The following is a 19,511-nucleotide window of genomic DNA, read 5'->3' on the forward strand; positions in this document are numbered from 1 at the left end:
AAAATAGGTTGGATTTGGAGTATGGCATCAATAATAAAAGAAACACTCGTCTAAGATTGATACCACACGTTTGGCTATGTATTTTTCAATACTGGCGCGCAAATTTGATTTCTGGATCGTAATATTAGAATAGGAGGGGGCGTGCACGCTACTTATCCTTAGTTTCGGCTAATAATTGTCCACACCGTATCACTTAGCTTCAGGGTTTTTATAAAATCCGTAAATAGGGGGGCTATGAACTTAGGCGTAATCTTGCTTAGGGAGGATTCTTTTCTTCGCAAAATGCATTATTATGTAATAAAATGGGATTCAAACCAAATTAATGGATGAATTATTAAGTTTTTTACACACATGGTTAATATTGTTCTACAATTGTAAGTAGAAAGAAATTTATCATACGTGAATTTTTGTTAAAATAGTATGTTAGTAGTTATAAAGAAATTCTCATTTGAGATTGATAAAATATGAGGTAACGGGGGACTAAAATGGTTTCGGAAACTCTTTTAATTCACAAAAAATTTTATGAGACATTCGTGAACGATGGTAAAGACGGAGAACCGATTCAACTGTTGGGAGAGGCGTATTTAGAAGAACAAAAGAAAGAGGTTCCTGAACTGTCAACGATCCGCTATGCACAAGGAGAATTATATTTTCATTATAAGGACTTTGAAGCAGCGATCTTTAAATGGGAGAATATTGGGACAGAACTTGAGCCTTGGGCGAAGAAGAATGTTGCTGATGCCTATTACGAGCTTGGGATGCATTCTACAGCTGAAGAACTCTATAAATCAATTACTTCAGAGAACTTGGTCTTAAGGGCTGAAGTAGCACTGCAATTGTTTACACTTTACATAGAAGAAGAGCGGTTTGATCTTGCATCTGGAACGATTAAAAACGTGGTATCCTTTCATCCAGATTATCCGAATGTTACGGACCTTGCTCGTTCATTTTTTGATAGTCAAAATGATTGGGAGAGTGCAATTGAACTTGTTGTTAATGAGAGTCTTAGAACAGGTGTATTAAAATGGTTTGATGTTCTTCAAGGATATGTAGACCTTGGGTATACGAAAAACCTATTACCTGTGTATTTCAATCAAGTATTGGAATTGTTATCACTAACCGATCAGAAACGATTTGAGAAGCTAGTAACCTCACTTTGGCAGGAATATCGCCAGCAAGACGTCTATTTCGAATGGCTAACTTCGATTAATACATTCTTTTACATGAATGAAATTGACGAGACCCATTCTTGGCATGATTTAGCGAATACTTTTAAAGATACCTATTTAGAATTAATAGATGGACATTTCTTAGTCCATGAACTACAACCAATCGTCCCTGAGCTTCTAAGCAATTGGTTGAAGCTGGCGGATTCATCCCAAGTCATGTTTGCCTCAGCAGCTGTATTGTCATGGAATGAAATCTTTAATGAACAAATGAATCCACTAGTCGTAGGGGATGCAGAAAATCGATTAGCACAAATTCGAGTAAGTGAACCATCGTTCCAAGCAAGCTCTACACTTTATGAAGATGTGATTCAATGGTCTACTAAGCATGATGTTGATCCAGGAGAAAAAACAAAATGGCTCGTTGAAGTATTAAAGGACTTAGAGACTCAACATCTATTAATTACAGGAACTGAGAAATCAGAGAAATCTTCATTCGTTAACAACTTACTTGGTGCTGAGCTTAGTGAAGAAGAAACACCTGCCTATTTAATCGTTCGGGATAGTGATGAGCCTAACATCCTTGAGGTTACGGAAACAGAGCGAATTCCATTGCTGGATTTACGTGATATTTCACCGAATGCGTTCATAGAGCTGAACTATCCGTCACCTTTTTTACAAGATCATTCACTCACACTTATTGATGCACCTCCTATTGATCGACATACAGTGATGAGCCCCGAATTTCTAAGTATCAGTCATACGGCGGACAGCATGGTATTTGTCCTGGATGCGGTGTCGCCATTCACAGATTATGAGCGTGATATGTTGTTACAGATAAAGAAGCGGGCTCCTCATCTGTCTATTCATTTTGTGATGAATCGGATGGATAAGATTTCTAGCGAAAGTGAGGCAAGGCGGATACTCGATGAAACGACTGAGCGTATTGTGGCGGACTTCCCTAGATCGAATGTTGTTGCTTATTCTTCTGAATATAATAGCCGCAAACAAATGCAGGACGCATCTGAATTCGTCGCGGCAAGTCAGACAGGGATATTTATTGAACAGCTAAGAACGGATGCTCTTTTATACTATATTCGCCAAACATTAACATCGCTTTTAGAAAAAAGGGTTGAAATGGAAAACGAACGAGTAGAGTCCATTGCTTGGAATGAAGAGATGGTTGTGAAGGTGAACGGTGCAATTAACCAGCTGAAGGATCTGGAAAAAGAAAAAATAAAAACTATTTCCAAGAACTATCGCTTGATTAAAGAAGAAGTGAAAAATGATTTGAAAGTGACCATTCCTAAACTTCTCCGTGAAAGTTCAGAGTTAGTGAAGGAAGATAGTGATTTCAGCCAAATCCATCTCACTTTGAATGACGAAATGAATGTCCGAATTCAAGATTATATGAATCGCCGAGTACTGCCAAGATTTTATAATTCTCTTCAACATTGGATTATGGAATCTAAACAAGATTTCACCCAATGTCAATATGAGTTGAACGAAATGGCAGAAGGATTTAATGTCTTATATCGGGATAATCGCATGGATTTGCAATGTGACTTTAAAGTACTGGATGATTGGAGTCGTGATGCAGATCGGATGACAAGTGGAGTTCGCATAGACCATGTGAATATCCTACTTCGTCATACTCCTTCCCAATTGTTGCTCAAAGGGGCAGGTAAACTATTTGGTTCAATTGGGCAAAACAAAGCAGGGATGTATACGCGTTACAAAAAATATCTGGAAACGATGGATTATGATAATGTAGCTGAAATGATTGCTCGAAAATTCCTTTCCCAATTTGAATTGTTCGAGAAATCACTTGATCGTGATATTACGATGTTTTTCCGCGGCGCAAAAGGCAATCTCCATGCAGCTGTTGAACAATCAGAATATGAAATTAAAGAAAACCAAGCGGCACTTGATAAAATGCGTGAACGTCCAGAGCAATACCGTGATCCAATTACGCTTTTTGAAGTCCGTCTACATCAGTATGAATGGATGCAAAAAGCGAGTAGGTAAGAGAAAGAAGAGGGTGTCTCTAAAGGGACATTCTCTTTCTTAAATATTAAAGTAAAACTTTCTCAAATTCAGTAGAGAAATAGAATTTAGGAAACTGTTTACTTAGAATAGGTTATCTATTTAGAATATTATCAATTGACAATCTGTTGTTCGGAATGCTAATCTTTAAAGGTATATTTCTATATTAAAAAAGCTACAAAAGTGTCTAATGACGGTAAAGTACGTAGCGATGAGATAATTAAGCAAATAATAGGTAGAGGAAACCCTCTTCAAATTCGGAGTGGGTTTTATTATAATGATAATTCATAGTAAAACAGTAAGTATAGGAAGGTTTATCGGAATACTATATAGTTAGTACATGAAGGAGCTATTTGCATATGAAGAAGAAATCCGTAAAACTTGGCGTATTTTTGGCTGGAACAGGGCATCATGTTGCTTCATGGAGACATCCAAATGCCATTCCGAATGCGGCAATGAACTTAGACTATTTTAAAGAATTAGCACAAACAGCTGAAAAGGGCTTATTTGATTTATTATTTTTAGCAGATAGCTTATCGGTTGCAAAAGATTCGCATCCGAATATCTTGTCAAGATTTGAGCCGTTGACATTGTTATCCTATCTTGCTGCTGAGACTTCCAATATTGGTTTAGTTGCAACTGCATCGACCACCTATGAAGAACCATTTCATGTAGCGCGAAAGTTTGCTTCTTTGGATCATATTAGCTCAGGCCGTGCAGGTTGGAATGTAGTCACAACTTCACTTAGTTCAACTGCAGAGAACTTCAATAAATCAGAGCATTTAGAGCACAGTCTTCGTTATAAAAGAGCGACTGAATTTGTTGAAGTAGCTAAGAAATTGTGGGACTCGTGGGAAGAAGACACTTTACGTATTGATAAAAAGTCAGGCCAGTTTTTGGACGAAAGTAAGTTTCATGAAATCAATCATAAAGGTGAATTTTTCTCCGTCAAAGGACCTTTAAATATTTCCCAATCTCCACAAGTGCATCCGGTCATTGTACAAGCTGGATCTTCCGGTGATGGACAAGCACTCGCCGCCAAACATGCTGAGATTGTATTTACTGCTCAGGAAAATCAAGCGGACGCTGTTTCGTTCTATCGTGAGTTGAAAAGTCAAATGATTGCTTTAGGACGAGAAAAAGGCAGTATGAGTATTATGCCAGGATTGTTCCCGATTGTGGGACAGACGGAGAAAGAAGCACAAGAAAAGTATGAAGCATTGCAAGAATTAATTATTCCGGAAATGGGCTTGGCGATTTTGGGGAGATATTTTGGAAATGTGGACTTTTCAAGTGTTCCATTGGATACACCTTTTGCTGATATTTCATTGCCGGACAATGTGGACAGTATTCGAAGTAAACATGATTTGATAGTCAAACGAGCGAAAAATGAAAATCTAACTTTACGTCAGACTTATCAATGGATTGCTGGGTCACGTGGACACCATATTGCGATTGGTACACCAACACAAATTGCAGACAAAATTGAAAGTTGGGTGATGTCAGAAGCTGCGGACGGTTTTAATATTATGCCAGCACTTTTGCCAGATTCGTTAATAGATTTTGTTGAACAGGTTGTTCCTGAATTGCAATCAAAAGGGATTTTTAGAACTCAGTATGAGAGTACCACGTTAAGAGGGAATCTTGGTTTGGTTAAACCAGAAAATCAGTTTATAACTAAGTGATAGTCGGTATTATCCATTGTAGGATACTCCAATTAAAATGATGGTCAAAAGAGTAAGCCACTGGAGTAAAGGAGGCCGCGATGAGCCAAATATTTAGGGAAGTACAAGTAGAAGAAGCGGATCAATTTTTACGTTTAACCCTAGATGCCTATGCGAGTATACGAGAATTGGATATTCATTTCTCGGCAGCAACAGCAACGAAAGAGGAAGTCGTTAAACATCTAACAGAAAATACTGCGTATGTATTGGAGGAAAATGGAACGTTCCTCTCTACTATATCGCTTCGCTTTCCTTGGGGATTAAATCCTGGTCCACTTGCATTGCCACACATTGGGTGGTTTGCCACCAATCCGGATTATAAGCGTCAAGGGATAGGAAAGAAAACACTGGCATTATTAGAAGAAGAAGTTTTAAAGCAACAGCTGAAACTTCCGGCGGTGACACTAGGTACAGCAGATAATCATCCGTGGCTTAAAGAAATGTACGAAAAAAATGGGTTTGTAGAAATTGGTCAAAAAGACTTGGGAAAAGGTCATATAACGATATATTTGCGGAAAATTTTGCAACCGGATTTATATCAAGCATGGGTAGAAAAACATGATGAAACAATTACGAAATAGAGGAGAAAAACGATGAAAAAGACATTATTATTTGCTTTGACTTTACTTATGGTGGTGTTGCTTGCTGCATGTGGAAATTCTGATAAAGAGCAAGCGACAGAAGTGGATGCGAAACAAGAAAAAACACTTAAAGTGGGGTCAACCGGTCAAAGTTTCCCAAATGGGTATAAAGATAATGGCAAGTTAACTGGTTTTGACGTAGAACTTACAGAATTAATCGCTAAGAACCTTGGATACAAAGTAGAGTGGGTGACAACGGATTTTAGTGGTTTAATGGGACAATTAGATTCTGGTAAACTAGACACGGTAGCAAATGCTGTTGCGATGACGGAGGAACGTCAACAGAAATTCAGCTTCACAGAACCATATAGTTATTATGGGGCACAAATTGTAACAAGCACAAAAAATGAAGCGATCAAATCATTAGATGATTTAAAAGGAAAAACAGTTTCAGGTGTACTAGGTTCGAACAATCTTGCAAACTTACAAAAATATGACACAAAAGGTGAAATTGAAATTCGTACTTATGAAACACGTGATGGAGCTATGCAGGATGCAATTAACAATCGTGTAGAAGGTTATATTAATTCGCGTCCAATCTTACTTGCAGAAATTAAAAAAAATGATCTTCCTTTGAAATTAGTTGGTGATCCCGTTGCATTTGAAAGTGTGGGATATCCTTTTGCTAAAACGGAAAAGGGGGAGGAAATACAAGCAGAATTCACGAAGGAAATTGAAAAATTAAAAGAAGATGGAACGCTGGCTACATTGTCCGAGAAGTATTTTGGCGAAGATATCACCAAAGAATAAACCTAGCGGGGGTCTTATAGAGTAATGAACTTTGATCTTAGTTATATGTTGGAGGTTTTACCTGGAATAATTAAATATATTCCTATTACTCTGCTTTTGGCAGTGGTTTCGATGTTCTTCGCAATTGTGATTGGACTCGTCATTGCGTTGATACGAAACAGCAATATTTTTGGACTTTCACACTTGGCTAGTTTGTACATCTCCTTATTTCGGGGAATGCCTACATTGGTGCAGCTGTTTATCATTTATTATGGTTTGCCACAAATATTCCCATCATTGACTACGATGGGGGCCATGACTGCAGCGATTATTGGTTTTAGTTTGAAAGAATCTTCTTATTTAGCAGAAATTTTTCGAGCTGGATTGAATTCTGTAGAAAAAGGGCAAATGGAAGCTGGTTTAGCGATTGGGATGAAGAAATCGCAAATTTATTTCCGAATTATTTTACCACAAGCAGCTTTAAACGCTTTACCAGCAACAGGGAACACGTTTATATCCTTAACTAAAGAAACATCGCTTGCCTTTACACTTGGTATAACAGAGCTATTTGCAGAAGGAAAAATGATCGCTTCCGCTTCTATGCGCTTCTTCGAGACGTATTTGGCAGTTGGCTTGGTTTATTGGTTATTGATTATTCTTTATTCATGGGGACAAAAATATTTGGAAATTTGGCTTAGTAAACCACTTAGAAGGTGATCCTGATGATAAAAGTAAGAAATTTAAAAAAACAATTTGGCAATGTACTTGTGTTGAATGACATTAATTTGGACATAGAAACGGGAGAAGTTGTGGCCATTATTGGTCCGTCAGGTTCTGGGAAATCCACGCTTTTACGTTGTTTGAACTTATTGGAAGAGCCAAATGGAGGCACAATTGAAATCAATGACGTGAAATTAGATACACTAAACTACAAATCAAGAGACGCCTACCAATTAAGACAGCAAACAGCGATGGTATTTCAACACTATAACCTTTTTAAAAATAAGACAGCTTTGCAGAATGTCATTGAAGCATTAATTGTCAGTAAAAAGATGAAAAAAGAGAATGCTATTAAAATAGGAGAAGAGTTATTGAAGCGAGTCGGCTTAGAAAAACAAGCAAAACAATACCCGATTACATTGTCTGGCGGACAACAACAACGTGTTAGTATTGCCCGAGCGTTGGCGGTGAATCCGCATGCTATTTTATTTGATGAACCTACGTCAGCGCTTGACCCAGAATTGGTAAGCGAAGTGTTACAAGTAATCCGGCAATTGGCCAAGCAAGATACAACAATGGCTATTGTGACGCATGAAATGCAATTTGCAAAAGAAGTTGCAGATAAAGTTATTTTTATGGCCGATGGAAAAATCATTGAACAAGGTACACCAGAGCAAGTGATTGACCATTCAGAAAACCCTAGGACACAGCGATTTTTACGACAGCTGGTAGAGGAGATGGAAGTAACTGAGAGGTAACAAAGGAAGTGTGCTGGTGATGAGAACTGAAAGTTTAGTAGAAGCGATTTATCATTCTAATCCGTTAGTAAATGCTGAAGTTAGAGAAGCAGCTGTAGCAGGCATTATAGATTTTCTTGCAGCATCTTATCAAGCAAAAAACGAAAAAGAAACGACTCTTTTGATAGAAATGATTTTGGAGGAAGGTGGAAACGGGAAGAGCTGGCTAATTGGGAAAGGCATTCAAGCAACCAGAGCACAAGCCGCTCTTTTCAATGGCCTACAAGCTCATTTATTGGACTATGATGATGTCCATTCAGATGTACGTGGACATCCGAGTGCTGTTGTTTTAGCAGCTTTGTTTGCAGCAGGTGATCCTGATACATCTGGGGAGAGGTTTTTAGCTGCATATGTGGTTGGTGTGGAGATTATGGCTCGATTCGGTGAAGCGATGAATCCCTATCATTATACAAAAGGGTGGCATAATACAGCTACACTTGGCGTAATTGCCGCAGCCGGAGCGATTGCGTACTTACGAGAGTATTCGCCACGGTTGATTGCAGAAACGATGAGTTTAGCCGCAACTCAGGCTTGCGGTTTGCGCATTCAATTTGGTACTGTGGTGAAGCCGCTTCATGTTGGGATTGCCGCACAGAATGCTGTAAAGTCCGCTGATTGGATTCGCGCTGGATTGCATAGCAATCCAGATTTTTTAAATGAAAAACTTGGTTTTTTCGAGGTTTATACGGAAAACGTTGTGCATGACGTGACGGTGAATTGGGGAGATTCGTGGCGCATTGTCACGCCAGGATTATGGTTTAAACAGTACCCGTTTTGTTCAGCGGCCGCGCACGGCGCGGATGCAGCAGTGTTTTTGCATGAAAAGTATAAATTGTCGGAGGAAGCTATTCAGGAGATCCACATTCGCTTCCCACCGAATGGAGATGCGGCTTTGATTTACAAGAATCCTGCGACTGGAGAGGAAGGAAGATTTTCGATTGAGTATATTGTCTGGCTTGCTCTGACAGGTAGACCGTTAACTTTTTCTTCCTTTGAATCCAAGCCGATCCCATCTGTGTGGAGAGAATCCGTTCAGAAAATAACTCGAGAGAATGACGCGTCCATCAAAATTTCGGAAGATGCGATACCTGCGGGACGTTTTACGATTGTTGATGTGACGACTAAAAGCGGAGAAGTATTGTCAAAGAGGGTCGATACGCCTAAGGGAAGTCCTAGAAATCCTTTGACTAAGGCAGAACTACGAGAAAAGCTGTTGCACGCGGTTGGGGATGGAGTGAAAACGAAGATGTTGATCGCAGCTACCCACAATCTATATCGGACAACACTTGGAGTTTTTCAAGAAATTGAACAGAATATGTAAGTCGAATCGGTATGACTCAAAATCAAACTATATGCGTCAAAATCGAAACATATGCTTCGAATTAGAATTATGCATCTACGTAAAAACAGAGGTCTGCTAAGTAAAATCAACATACTTAGTCTGCCTCTGTTTATCATTCAATTTGAACCTCAGAAAAAGGAACAGCGATACTTTCTCTATGCATTTGTATTAAATCTTTGCTGTAATCTTTCCACCCGAATGAGCATTAATAAAGCGAATATCACCATTAAGCTTTGGAAATGAAACACGATAGATGAGTTCGTGATATTCATGCTGATTTTCTTCGTAATTTTTATTCCATGTTAATTCAAAATCGAGGTCCTCAAGATAAAGGGACTTTGCCTCTTTTTCAGACAACGTGGGCTGTACGTCCATTTCTTCTAAACGATTCACATCAATGTCAGGGACTGAATAATGCGTGATGAACCCTGTCGTTTTATTGACAGTGATGTGGCAGAGACCAAAATATGTTGAAATTCCTTTATGAAAGATGGAAAAATGGAACCCGTACTGAGTCGTTTCTTCATCTTCATCTCCATTTGGGGAGGCAATACGGAAATACCGATCTGCATTTGGATATAATGTGTATAGAAATTTTAGAGCGATTGTTCTGCATTCTTCGACCGATAATGACAGAAGACCTTTATCATCCCTAAAATTAAACAAACCCGATATTTTGCCCGTTTGTTTCTCGGTTCTAATTTTCAACGTATTTTCTGTTTTTCTTTGAAAATAGCTGTCAAGACTAAGGTCATTGTTTACAGAAAGAGGGCGGGCTGGATGCCATACGGTCACAATTTCATCCCCTATATCTACTTCTCGGAGCTTCGTTAATGTATGTTTATCGAATCCAATAGCCTTATAAATATCAGAATAACCCGGTAACTTTTCAGGAAGTGGAAGATAGCTAATTTCGTAATCTTCTTCGTTTTCATTCTCAACGTTGCTTTTTGCTAATCGATTTGCAGTCTGGGTGTAAAAGGGGGAATTTGGTTGATAGACAAGGAGAGGTGAATGACTGACATTTTCATATACGTCAGGACTTAGATTCATTATAAGTAGGTTCATTTTTACCTCAGCCAAAAACGATTGCTTTACCCATCCCTTGTCCAAAATTTCTCCAGGTAGCCTAATATCCTTAGCTTCACCATAATAACGGAATGAAAGAATGTCTCCGCTAAATGCCACATCTACATAAAATCCAGTCATTTCAAGCGGCAATCCAAGCTCCATTTGAACAGATGAAAACCGCATTCCATTGGAAAGTGTTTTACTTTTTTCCGGGACAAACGTTTTTAGAGCATCCGGATAATACTCGGAGACAAACTGAAGGGACTTTTCTAAAAGTTCTTCTTCTTGTAGAGGTAAATGGTGTAACACTGCCTCGTATTGATTGTAATGGAGTAAATGACCCTCACCGTCTAATTCAATCCATATCCCTTGTTCCGCGTCGTGAATTGATTTCCAGACAAACAGTGCCACTTGATGTTCTTCTCTAAAATCCTCAATCTCAAGATCAAAGCCATTTGAAACGTTCCCTATTTGTAGTGCACGTAACTTGAGTCTTTCTTTATTCACATTTAATCCCCCGATCTTAAATGGTCTATCTGCTGTAGTCTTATATCCTATTATAAGGTAATAGAAAGACATGGTTAAACTAAATATATCCAGTTTAAATGTAAAATATATGGAGTTCCCTCTTAATTCTATAAAGTAAAAGTAGAGTAAGATATAAAAGATGAACAGATTTTGGTGCCCCGAGCAGTTTTTTTTGTCCTTTTTTGTAAAGAGAATAACTATTACGTAAATTTGTGTAAATCCTTTTAAAGTAAAATCTATTCATAATGTACTACCACTTCTCAAAAACTAGATATTGTTAAATAAATAAAGTGTTTTTTTGTAGGTATAATGTCTCGTTTTCGTATTAGTCACAGTAAAAAATTCCCCTTAATTTGGATCCATTTACTTAATTAGTGGGATTTACAATATCATTACAAACCTATGATAAGGAATTAAGGTTATTAATTTACAATACGCTTATAACATAAAATCAGGAGGAATGATCCCTTGTTTAGTAAAAATTTTAAGAAGAAGCTACTCCCTTTAGCCGTTATGTCCACTGTTGCTTTTAGTAGTTTAGGAATCCCCTTTTCTAATGCTGAAGCAAAAGAAACAAAGAAGAACAATGCTGAAATTAAAAATGTTATCTTCCTTATTGGTGATGGGATGGGCGTTTCGTATACATCTGCTTATCGTTATTTGAAGGACAGTCCTAATTCAAAATTTGTTGATCGTACGGAGCTTGATAAATATCTTGTTGGTCAACAAATGACATATCCAGAAGATCCAGAGCAAAATGTAACGGACTCAGCTTCTGCTGCAACAGCTATGTCAGCTGGTATTAAAACATATAACAATGCTATAGCAGTAGATAATGATAAAACTGAAGTGAAAACGGTTCTTGAAGCTGCAAAAGAAAGAGGGAAAGCGACTGGACTAGTTGCTACATCAGAAATTACTCATGCTACTCCAGCAGCATTTGGTTCGCATGATCCTAGCCGTCAAAACATGAATGGGATTGCGGATGATTACTTTGATGAATTAGTAAATGGGAAACATAAGATAGATGTTCTTCTTGGAGGGGGAACAGATCTATTTATTCGCAAAGATCGTAATCTTGTAGATGAATTCAAAAAAGATGGATTTAGCTATGTAACAAATACAGACGAGCTATCAAAAGACAAAAATAAACAGGTTCTTGGATTATTTGCAGGTCGAGGACTACCAAAAATGCTTGATCGTACGAAAGACGTTCCTTCTTTAGAAAAAATGACAAATTCTGCAATTGATCGTTTAAATAAAAATAAAGATGGTTTTTTCTTAATGATTGAAGGAAGCCAAATTGATTGGGCTGGTCATGATAATGATATCGTTGGCGCAATGAGTGAAATGGAAGACTTTGAAAAAGCATTTAAAGCAGCAATTGATTTTGCGAAGAAGGATAAGCATACATTGGTTGTTGCGACGGCCGATCACTCTACTGGCGGTTATTCGATTGGTGCAAATGGTATTTACAACTGGTTTGGTGAACCAATTAAAGCAGCAAAACGTACACCTGATTTCATGGCGAATCAAATCGCAAATGGTGCTGGTGTAGAAGAAATACTGAAAAAATATATTGATCTTGATTTAACGGCTAAGGAAATTCAATCTGTGAAAGATGCTGCTAGTAAAAAAGAAGTCGATATTGATAATGCAATCGAAAAAATCTTTGACACGCGTTCTAACACTGGTTGGACTACTGGTGGTCATACGGGTGAAGATGTACCTGTATTTGCTTATGGACCTTCATCTGAACGATTTGCAGGACAAATTGATAACACGGATAATGCGAAAATTATCTTCGATATTCTAGAAAAGGGAAAAAAACAAACAGTTATTAACGATAAATAAGTTTGGCTGTACAAAAAAGCATAACAAAGATCGTTGAAGGAGCTGACAAGTAGCTTTAAGTCAGCCCTTCTTTTTTTAAATGATAAAGTGAAACTTCCATCAGCGTTTTTTTCATCCCCACTGATGGTTAGTTGAACCGGGATTAATTGGAGGGTTTCTCTTGAAAAAATGTATCGGACTACTTACACTTTTATCTCTATTATTCTTATTTGGGTGTTCGAATGAAGTAAGTAACAGTGAAACTCCAGAAAAAGAAAAACAACCCAAAAATGAATATTTGAATGATTACGTTTCAAACCCACAGGTAACAGATGACCGAACATTACTTGAAGTTGGCCAATCCGTTTCCGATGAAAAAGGTGAAGCAACTTTAAAAGCAATCAATCCCGTCAATGAAACTTACGAAATTGGTCCAATCCGACTAAGTGTGAAAGATATGAAACTTATCCATTTAAGACCAGATTATAGTCTTATTGATTATTTTCATGTGTTGACACATGATGAGGAATTTGGCTTCGTAAAAGTATTTGTCGAAATCGAAAACACTTCTGATGAAAAAGTAAACTTCGCACCAATCGCTATGATTGAAACTAGCTTAGGCAAGAAATTAGATTGGGAGAAAGACATCTATCTAGAAGAATTAAACGGTGAAATAGAAGGAAATACGACAAAAAAGGGAAATCTAGGTTTTATTATTGACTCGTCAAAAGACCTTGAATGGATTGAACTAACAACAAGCGATGTATTCGATAAAGGTGAAAATAAAATACATGACTCTCAAATAATAAAAATTAAGTTTTAACCAATAAAAGGTGTAGAGATTTTTCTCTATGCTTTTTTTGTGGCTCAACGATAAAACCTTTAGTCTCTGGTTATCATTCAATTTGAATCTAAGAATAAGGGATAGCGAATCATTCTTTTAACACATCATTCGAATTTTTTCTGTAATCTTTCCACCCGAACGAGCATCAATAAAGCAAATGTCACCATTAAGCTTCGAAAACGAAACACGATAGAGAAATTCGAACTATTCATGCTGATTTTCTTCGTAATTTTTGTTCCATGTTCATTCAAAATTGAGGTCCTCGATAAAGGGATTTTTCCTTTTCTTCTGATAAAGTGGGCTATATGTCCATATCATTTAAACGATTCACACTCATGTCAGGTGCTAAATAATGCGTGAGGAACTCCGTCATTTTATGTTTTACAGACTTTTCCGAACGAGAAAGCCGACTTCTTCAGAGGTGGGATGATAGTGAGGTTGAAATAGGCATGTCTTTAAACGAGTTCATGTTTCGATTTTTTTGTGTTTTAAGTGATGGTATCATTTGCGAGTAGAACTGATGTTCCTGGTGATTGGATTGTGGTAATATTTAAATAACAGAAAAAGAGGAAAACACTGTGTTTGTGACTCATTCATTTAAAATACCGTATGATAAGAAATTGTATTCGGAGTTAAGGTTGATGCAGTAAAAGCCGCTGCTTATTATTACTCCTTTAAAAGTGGTTAAGTAAAACGGAAATTCATTTAGCTATTAAAATTGAAAAAATATCAAGTATTACTATTTTCTTGACTGACCACTATAATCAGGAATGGGAGATGAAACAAATGAATAAAAAAGACATCGCTAATATCCGAAAGCAATTTAAATTAGACAATCAGTCTATGAATATTCGTGAAATCTTTACTGTTTATGTAAAGAAAGAATCAGGTGAGATTTATCATCAAGTCAGTCAACCGTTTCAAATGTTAGAGCAGGAAGCACAAGAATTGTTTTTAGCAAACTTTAAAAAAGTTTTGACAGGTCATCTTGATGCCAAACTGTTTGAGCTGAAATTTAAACGTGATGTGGAAGACAGCGCCCAAATGATCCTCTACGAAGGATTACGAGCAGGATCAACGGAAGATTGGAAAGAAGGCATGCTCAAAATCGTTGGGAAGATGTTTGCTCATGCTGTTTATGATTTTGATACTGTGGTGACATTTATCCGAGGAGAATATCTAAAGGCGGCTGGGAAACGAGATTCGGAATCCGAAGAAGGAGGGGACGATAAAGTTTATTCCAGTGAGTTTATCCTTTGCAGTCTTAATAAAACCGATCAGCCGAAAAAAGCCTTGCTGTTTGATTATATCGAGAAAGAATTCAAATCGAATAACGCAGTGGATCCCATTATTAATTTGACCACTCCGTTAACAGGTTTTTTGTTTCCTGCCTTTAATGAAAATTCGGCAGATGTGAATCATATTCTCTATTGTGGAGGGAAAGTGAATCAACCAGACGATTCATTTATAGAAGAAGTTCTCAACTGTGAAGAGATTATTACCGCTATGGAAGATAAGGATAGCTTTGAGCAAATCTTAAAAATTGTAATGGGAGACGAAGTGGATTCCAGGGTCATTTCTAATGTCTATGAGGAAATCGATAAGATGGTACAGGAAAATGAAGAAGATGAAGAAAGTGAATCGCCTATGTTGGATTATCGAGACATTGAACGCATCTTAGAGGTAAGCGGCGTCGAAAATGTGGATACCGCCAAAGTGGAACATGCCTTCAAGAGTGTCGTAGATGACGAAAAACATGAAATCAAAGCAAGCAGTATTATACCTAAAACCATTAAAATCAATACGAAGGTGGCAGATGTATCCGTCAGCCCGAAAGACCTGAAAAATGTAAAATATATTACTTACAATGGAAAACGGTGTCTATTAGTTGAAATCGATGAAGATGTAGTCGTCGAAGGATTTCGACTGGAAACGAAGACACTCTAGTGGTTTTTGAGGAACAGATTCCTTAATACATTGCAATCTATTAATGACTTTAGTTGGATTTCTACAAATAGTAGAAACCAACTTTTTTTAGGATTGGTTCCAGACAACATGATCATACAGCATACCAGGTTAGAGAAGTAAATCGCTGGATTTAATGTTTGTGAATGAAATTTACTTGATTAGGCGGAAGAGGATTATCCTGCTTAAGGAGCTTATAAATTTGTGAAGAATCATACGTAAACGAACGGATTACGTATGAGCAATAATTAAAGAACAATTTTTGAAGCTCTTTTACATTTTTTGATCTTCCCCAAACAGGCTCAACTGTGAAGCACACAAGTAGAGAATGATCAAACTTTATCCCACGCTAAATGGGCGGTTATAGTGAAAAGGAAAGGAATATTTGAATTGAAAATTGTATTAAGGAACTGCTGATTTACAATAAAGTTGTTCCGTTAAAGGGCCAGATTGTTGAGGAAACAGAAAAAGTAATAATACCGATTAAAGATCATTTTAAAAGTATTTTACTTTACTCGACCTCTATATCATATTTTTTGTTGCATATGCAACAAAAAAAGAATTAAATTTAATGTATGCCATTTTTATTGCAGTTGCAAAAAAAATATGTACTAAGGAGTTAATTATGAAGGAAATTCTTCGTGAGATTGGAATGATTTCCAGGGCATTAGATTCAATAAGCAATATAGAATTTAAGGAATATGACCTTACAAAAGGGCAGTATTTGTACCTTGTGCGAATATTTGAAAACCCAGGAATCATTCAAGAAAAGTTAGCTGAGATGATAAAAGTAGACCGCACAACAGCATCTCGTGCTATAAAGAAACTTGAAATTAATGGCTTTATTGAAAAGAAAGATGATGAACATAACAAAAAAATCAAGAAACTCTTTCCAACAGAGAAAGGGAAAAATGTTTATTCATTTATAAACAAAGAAAATGATTATTCCAATACCGTTGCATTAGAGGGATTGTCTGAAAAAGAAGCAGAAACCATTTTCAATCTTCTTCAAAGAGTAAGAAAAAATGTAGAAAAAGACTGGGAATTTGTAAAAAGGGGAAACAAAAGGAATTATTGATTATATAAAGGAGCGATATATTTAAATGGCTATAAATATAAAAATGTGTACCCTTGAAGATTCACGTAAACTTCAAAAAATTAGTCATGAAACATTTAATGAGACATTTAAGCATCAAAATTCACCCGAAAATATGAATACCTATTTGGAAAGGGCATTAAACTTAAAACAATTAGAAAAAGAATTATCTAATATTTCTTCGCAATTCTATTTTGTTTATTTTAATAATGAAGTTGCTGGATATTTAAAGGTCAATACCAATGATGCCCAGTCTGAAGAAATGGGTGATGAATCCCTTGAAGTCGAAAGGATTTATATAAAGGACAAATTTCAAAAACACGGGCTTGGTAAATATCTGCTAAATAAAGCTATAGAAATTTCGATGGAACGAAATAAAAAGAAAATCTGGCTTGGCGTATGGGAAAAAAATGAAAATGCGATTGCTTTTTATAAGAAAACAGGGTTTGTTCAAACTGGCGCCCACTCTTTTTATATGGGAGATGAAGAACAAACGGACTTGATCATGACCAAAACAATCATATAACTTTTTAAAGGTGGGCTCTTATGTATATTCCAAAAAATTTTAAGGTTACAAATCTTGATGAGATTTGGGATTTCGTTCAACATAACTCTTTTGTTACGAATGTCACAACAGGACAAGGGAAACCAATTGCCACTCATTTGCCATTGCAGTTAATTACAGAAGGAGATTCTTATATTATATAACTGGGCATATGGCTTATGGGAACTCTTAATGGAGAACATTCGAAACCTGTGAAGAAGTACTGGTGATGCTCCAAGGACGACACGCTTATATCTCTTCCTCCTGGTATGAAGAGGACTATCATAACATCGTTAATAAACTCTATGAAGAAAAGAATTTGAATTCTCAACAAATGGCACAATTGATGGAAAGGAAATTAAAAAAGGACAAAAAGGCGTAAATAGTTATATGAATGTAGAAAGATGGGTAATCCATCTTTGATAGCAGAGTGCCAATAATAATTGTATTAGAAAGGATTGAACTAGTATCGAATTACGACATTTAGAATATTTTTTAATGGTTAGTAAAGAACTATATTTTACAAAATCAGCTGAAAAATTAGGAATCTCTCAACCCACTTTAAGTCATCAAATTAAGATGCTCGAACAAGAGGTAGGATACCCACTTTTTAACCGCGTTGGCAAGAGAATTGAGCTTACTAAGGTAGGAGAAATTGTACAACAGGAAGCATTGAATATTCAAGGTTCCATACAAAGTATTACCTCTCAAATTGCTGCATTTACAAAGGTAGAAATCGGAGAATTGAAAATTGCCGTGTTACCAGGGGAAATAACTGATTTGGTATCTACTTTGTGTATTCAATTTAACCATTTATATCCGAACATTAAAGTGCTCATTGAAACTACTGATCAGGTGGAAAAGGCCGTTATAGAAAATCGAGCCGATTTTGGTATTGGTTTTCAACTTAATCAATATGATATGTTGCAAGTGACGAAGTTGTATGATGAAGAATTTTACCTAATTAGTAATCAGAGTCATGAAGAGCAGACGGTTTCATTTTCTTCTGTTTTAGATGGTCCTTTGATTTTATTTCCCGGTCTGCATCAATGTAGAAAACTACTTGATATAACGAGTGATGAGGTTGGCAAGCAATTAGAGCCTATTGTGGAAACGTCTAGTATTCAATCTATCTTGAATCTAGTCAGAAGTGGTGTGGGGCGTAGTGTTGTTTCACGTACATTATATGAATTTTATGATACAGAGGATTTATTTTTCCAACATATTGAGAAACCATCTTTGACAAGAGCAGTCTATCTCGTGATGAAAAAGAATTGTTTTATTAATTATCCAGCACGTAAATATATTAAGTTATTAGTACGTGAAATCGAAAAGCTTCATTTTCACACAGAGAAAGATTCAATTACTTCTTTACGAAGTGCTATATTATAGTTTTTATCTATCATTATCATAGAATTAATCGTATAGGACGATAATGAATTTCCCTTTACAATGAAGATAAGTTCATAAAATGAGAACTATAAATTGCAAAGGGGATGTTCAATTATGTTTCAGGCAGTAGCGGGTATTAAAATTCCAGATTCTCGATTGGCGAAAGATGCAGCCGATATTTTACGTGAGCATGGGGACGACTTGTTGTGGAATCATTCAAATCGTGTGTTTTTATTTGGTGCAGTCAACGGAAAAAAAGCGAAGCAAAACTATGATTTAGAATTGCTATATGTCAGTGCTTTATTCCATGATTTAGGCTTAACAAATAAGTTCAGTAGTCCCAATTTACGATTTGAAGTAGACGGTGCAAACGCAGCAAGAAGTTTTTTACAGCAGTATCAAATTCCGGATGAGTCAATTCGTCTTGTATGGGATGCTATTGCATTACATACTACACCCGGTGTTGCAGAACATAAAGAGTCTGAAGTAGCACTACTCTTTTCAGGTGTTGGTTTAGATGTGATGGGAGATGGCTTTGAACAATTCCCCGACGACTTGCGTGAAGAAATTATAAAAGCGTTCCCTCGTAACAATTTCAAAAGGGAAATTATTTCAGGATTTTATGAGGGCTTTAAGCATAAGCCAGAAACTACTTTTGGCAATATGAAAGAAGATGTTATTAAATATTTTAGACCAGAATATAAAAATAAGAATTTTTGTCAGTGTATTTTACATTCACCATGGTCAGAATAAGAAACAGAAATGACAACGTAACGTGGTAGGAATTAAACAAGTGACGCAGTTCTATAGGTTTTTTTATTAGTGAGCGATCCATCCATATACTTATTCCAGAATAGGGCGCTATTGATTGAAGATCAGGTAGAAAATAATCAAGGCTATTTATAAAAACCAAATTTAAATCTGCTGAAAAAGAAACCATTTTGATCAATCTTTTTTTCAAAATGGATTCTTTTAATTTATCGTAAAATATGGGCTTACGAGGTATTTTTAATCATACTTTATTCCAAAGCTACAACGTAAAAAAATAGGTAAATACAGGATTAAACGAAACC

General features: G+C 36.5%; 15 protein-coding genes and 1 pseudogene. 15 read left to right on the top strand and 1 reads right to left on the bottom strand.

From position 1 onward, the window contains the following. The first annotated feature begins 485 nt into the window (after positions 1-485). From JNUCC23_RS03060 to JNUCC23_RS03090, 7 genes are all read left to right on the top strand, one after another. A complete protein-coding gene (locus JNUCC23_RS03060) occupies positions 486-3,194 on the top strand; it encodes a GTP-binding protein (protein ID WP_454214244.1) in 2,709 nt (902 codons plus the stop codon). Positions 3,195-3,571: 377 nt separating this feature from the next. Further along, positions 3,572-4,897 (top strand): LLM class flavin-dependent oxidoreductase, encoded by a 1,326-nt coding sequence (locus tag JNUCC23_RS03065; RefSeq protein WP_403074831.1) that lies wholly within the window; start codon positions 3,572-3,574, stop codon positions 4,895-4,897. An 80-nt stretch (positions 4,898-4,977) separates the two neighbouring features. Further along, positions 4,978-5,517, top strand: coding sequence for a GNAT family N-acetyltransferase (locus JNUCC23_RS03070; protein ID WP_062184617.1), 540 nt, complete (start codon positions 4,978-4,980; stop codon positions 5,515-5,517). A gap of 12 nt (positions 5,518-5,529) precedes the next feature. Continuing rightward, positions 5,530-6,327 carry an amino acid ABC transporter substrate-binding protein gene (locus JNUCC23_RS03075; RefSeq protein ID WP_403074827.1) on the top strand — a complete coding sequence of 266 codons (798 nt, stop codon included), beginning with the start codon at positions 5,530-5,532 and terminating at the stop codon, positions 6,325-6,327. Positions 6,328-6,351: 24 nt separating this feature from the next. Further along, positions 6,352-7,023 (top strand): amino acid ABC transporter permease, encoded by a 672-nt coding sequence (locus JNUCC23_RS03080; protein WP_403074824.1) that lies wholly within the window; start codon positions 6,352-6,354, stop codon positions 7,021-7,023. A 5-nt stretch (positions 7,024-7,028) separates the two neighbouring features. Then, positions 7,029-7,784, top strand: coding sequence for an amino acid ABC transporter ATP-binding protein (locus JNUCC23_RS03085; protein WP_062184608.1), 756 nt, complete (start codon positions 7,029-7,031; stop codon positions 7,782-7,784). Positions 7,785-7,803: 19 nt separating this feature from the next. Beyond that, positions 7,804-9,144, top strand: coding sequence for an MmgE/PrpD family protein (locus tag JNUCC23_RS03090; protein ID WP_403075227.1), 1,341 nt, complete (start codon positions 7,804-7,806; stop codon positions 9,142-9,144). A 189-nt stretch (positions 9,145-9,333) separates the two neighbouring features. On the opposite strand, the gene JNUCC23_RS03095 is transcribed toward JNUCC23_RS03090, so the two are convergent. Beyond that, a complete protein-coding gene (locus JNUCC23_RS03095; RefSeq protein WP_454214247.1) occupies positions 9,334-10,743 on the bottom strand; it encodes a YcdB/YcdC domain-containing protein in 1,410 nt (469 codons plus the stop codon). A 534-nt stretch (positions 10,744-11,277) separates the two neighbouring features. On the opposite strand from JNUCC23_RS03095, the gene JNUCC23_RS03100 reads away from it, so the two are divergent. From JNUCC23_RS03100 to JNUCC23_RS03135, 8 genes and pseudogenes are all read left to right on the top strand, one after another. Then, positions 11,278-12,618, top strand: a complete 1,341-nt coding sequence (locus JNUCC23_RS03100) for an alkaline phosphatase (RefSeq protein WP_403075224.1) — start codon at positions 11,278-11,280, stop codon at positions 12,616-12,618. A 160-nt stretch (positions 12,619-12,778) separates the two neighbouring features. Then, the gene (locus JNUCC23_RS03105; RefSeq protein ID WP_454214249.1) at positions 12,779-13,420 is read left to right on the top strand and encodes a hypothetical protein; all 642 of its coding nucleotides are present in this window, start codon (positions 12,779-12,781) and stop codon (positions 13,418-13,420) included. An 807-nt stretch (positions 13,421-14,227) separates the two neighbouring features. Continuing rightward, the gene (locus tag JNUCC23_RS03110; protein WP_454214251.1) at positions 14,228-15,388 is read left to right on the top strand and encodes a DUF4317 domain-containing protein; all 1,161 of its coding nucleotides are present in this window, start codon (positions 14,228-14,230) and stop codon (positions 15,386-15,388) included. Between the two features lie 643 nt (positions 15,389-16,031). Then, the gene (locus tag JNUCC23_RS03115) at positions 16,032-16,484 is read left to right on the top strand and encodes a MarR family winged helix-turn-helix transcriptional regulator (protein WP_454215971.1); all 453 of its coding nucleotides are present in this window, start codon (positions 16,032-16,034) and stop codon (positions 16,482-16,484) included. A 25-nt stretch (positions 16,485-16,509) separates the two neighbouring features. After that, a complete protein-coding gene (locus JNUCC23_RS03120; protein WP_454214253.1) occupies positions 16,510-17,028 on the top strand; it encodes a GNAT family N-acetyltransferase in 519 nt (172 codons plus the stop codon). 20 nt (positions 17,029-17,048) lie between these two features. Next, positions 17,049-17,326, top strand: a pseudogene (locus JNUCC23_RS03125) (FMN-binding negative transcriptional regulator); the annotation flags it as partial. Between the two features lie 218 nt (positions 17,327-17,544). After that, on the top strand, positions 17,545-18,438 hold the full coding sequence (locus JNUCC23_RS03130) for a LysR family transcriptional regulator (protein ID WP_454214255.1): 894 nt from the start codon (positions 17,545-17,547) through the stop codon (positions 18,436-18,438). Between the two features lie 114 nt (positions 18,439-18,552). Beyond that, a complete protein-coding gene (locus tag JNUCC23_RS03135; RefSeq protein WP_403074804.1) occupies positions 18,553-19,191 on the top strand; it encodes an HD domain-containing protein in 639 nt (212 codons plus the stop codon). Positions 19,192-19,511: the final 320 nt, after the last annotated feature.

The organism is Peribacillus sp. JNUCC 23 (assembly GCF_053653995.1).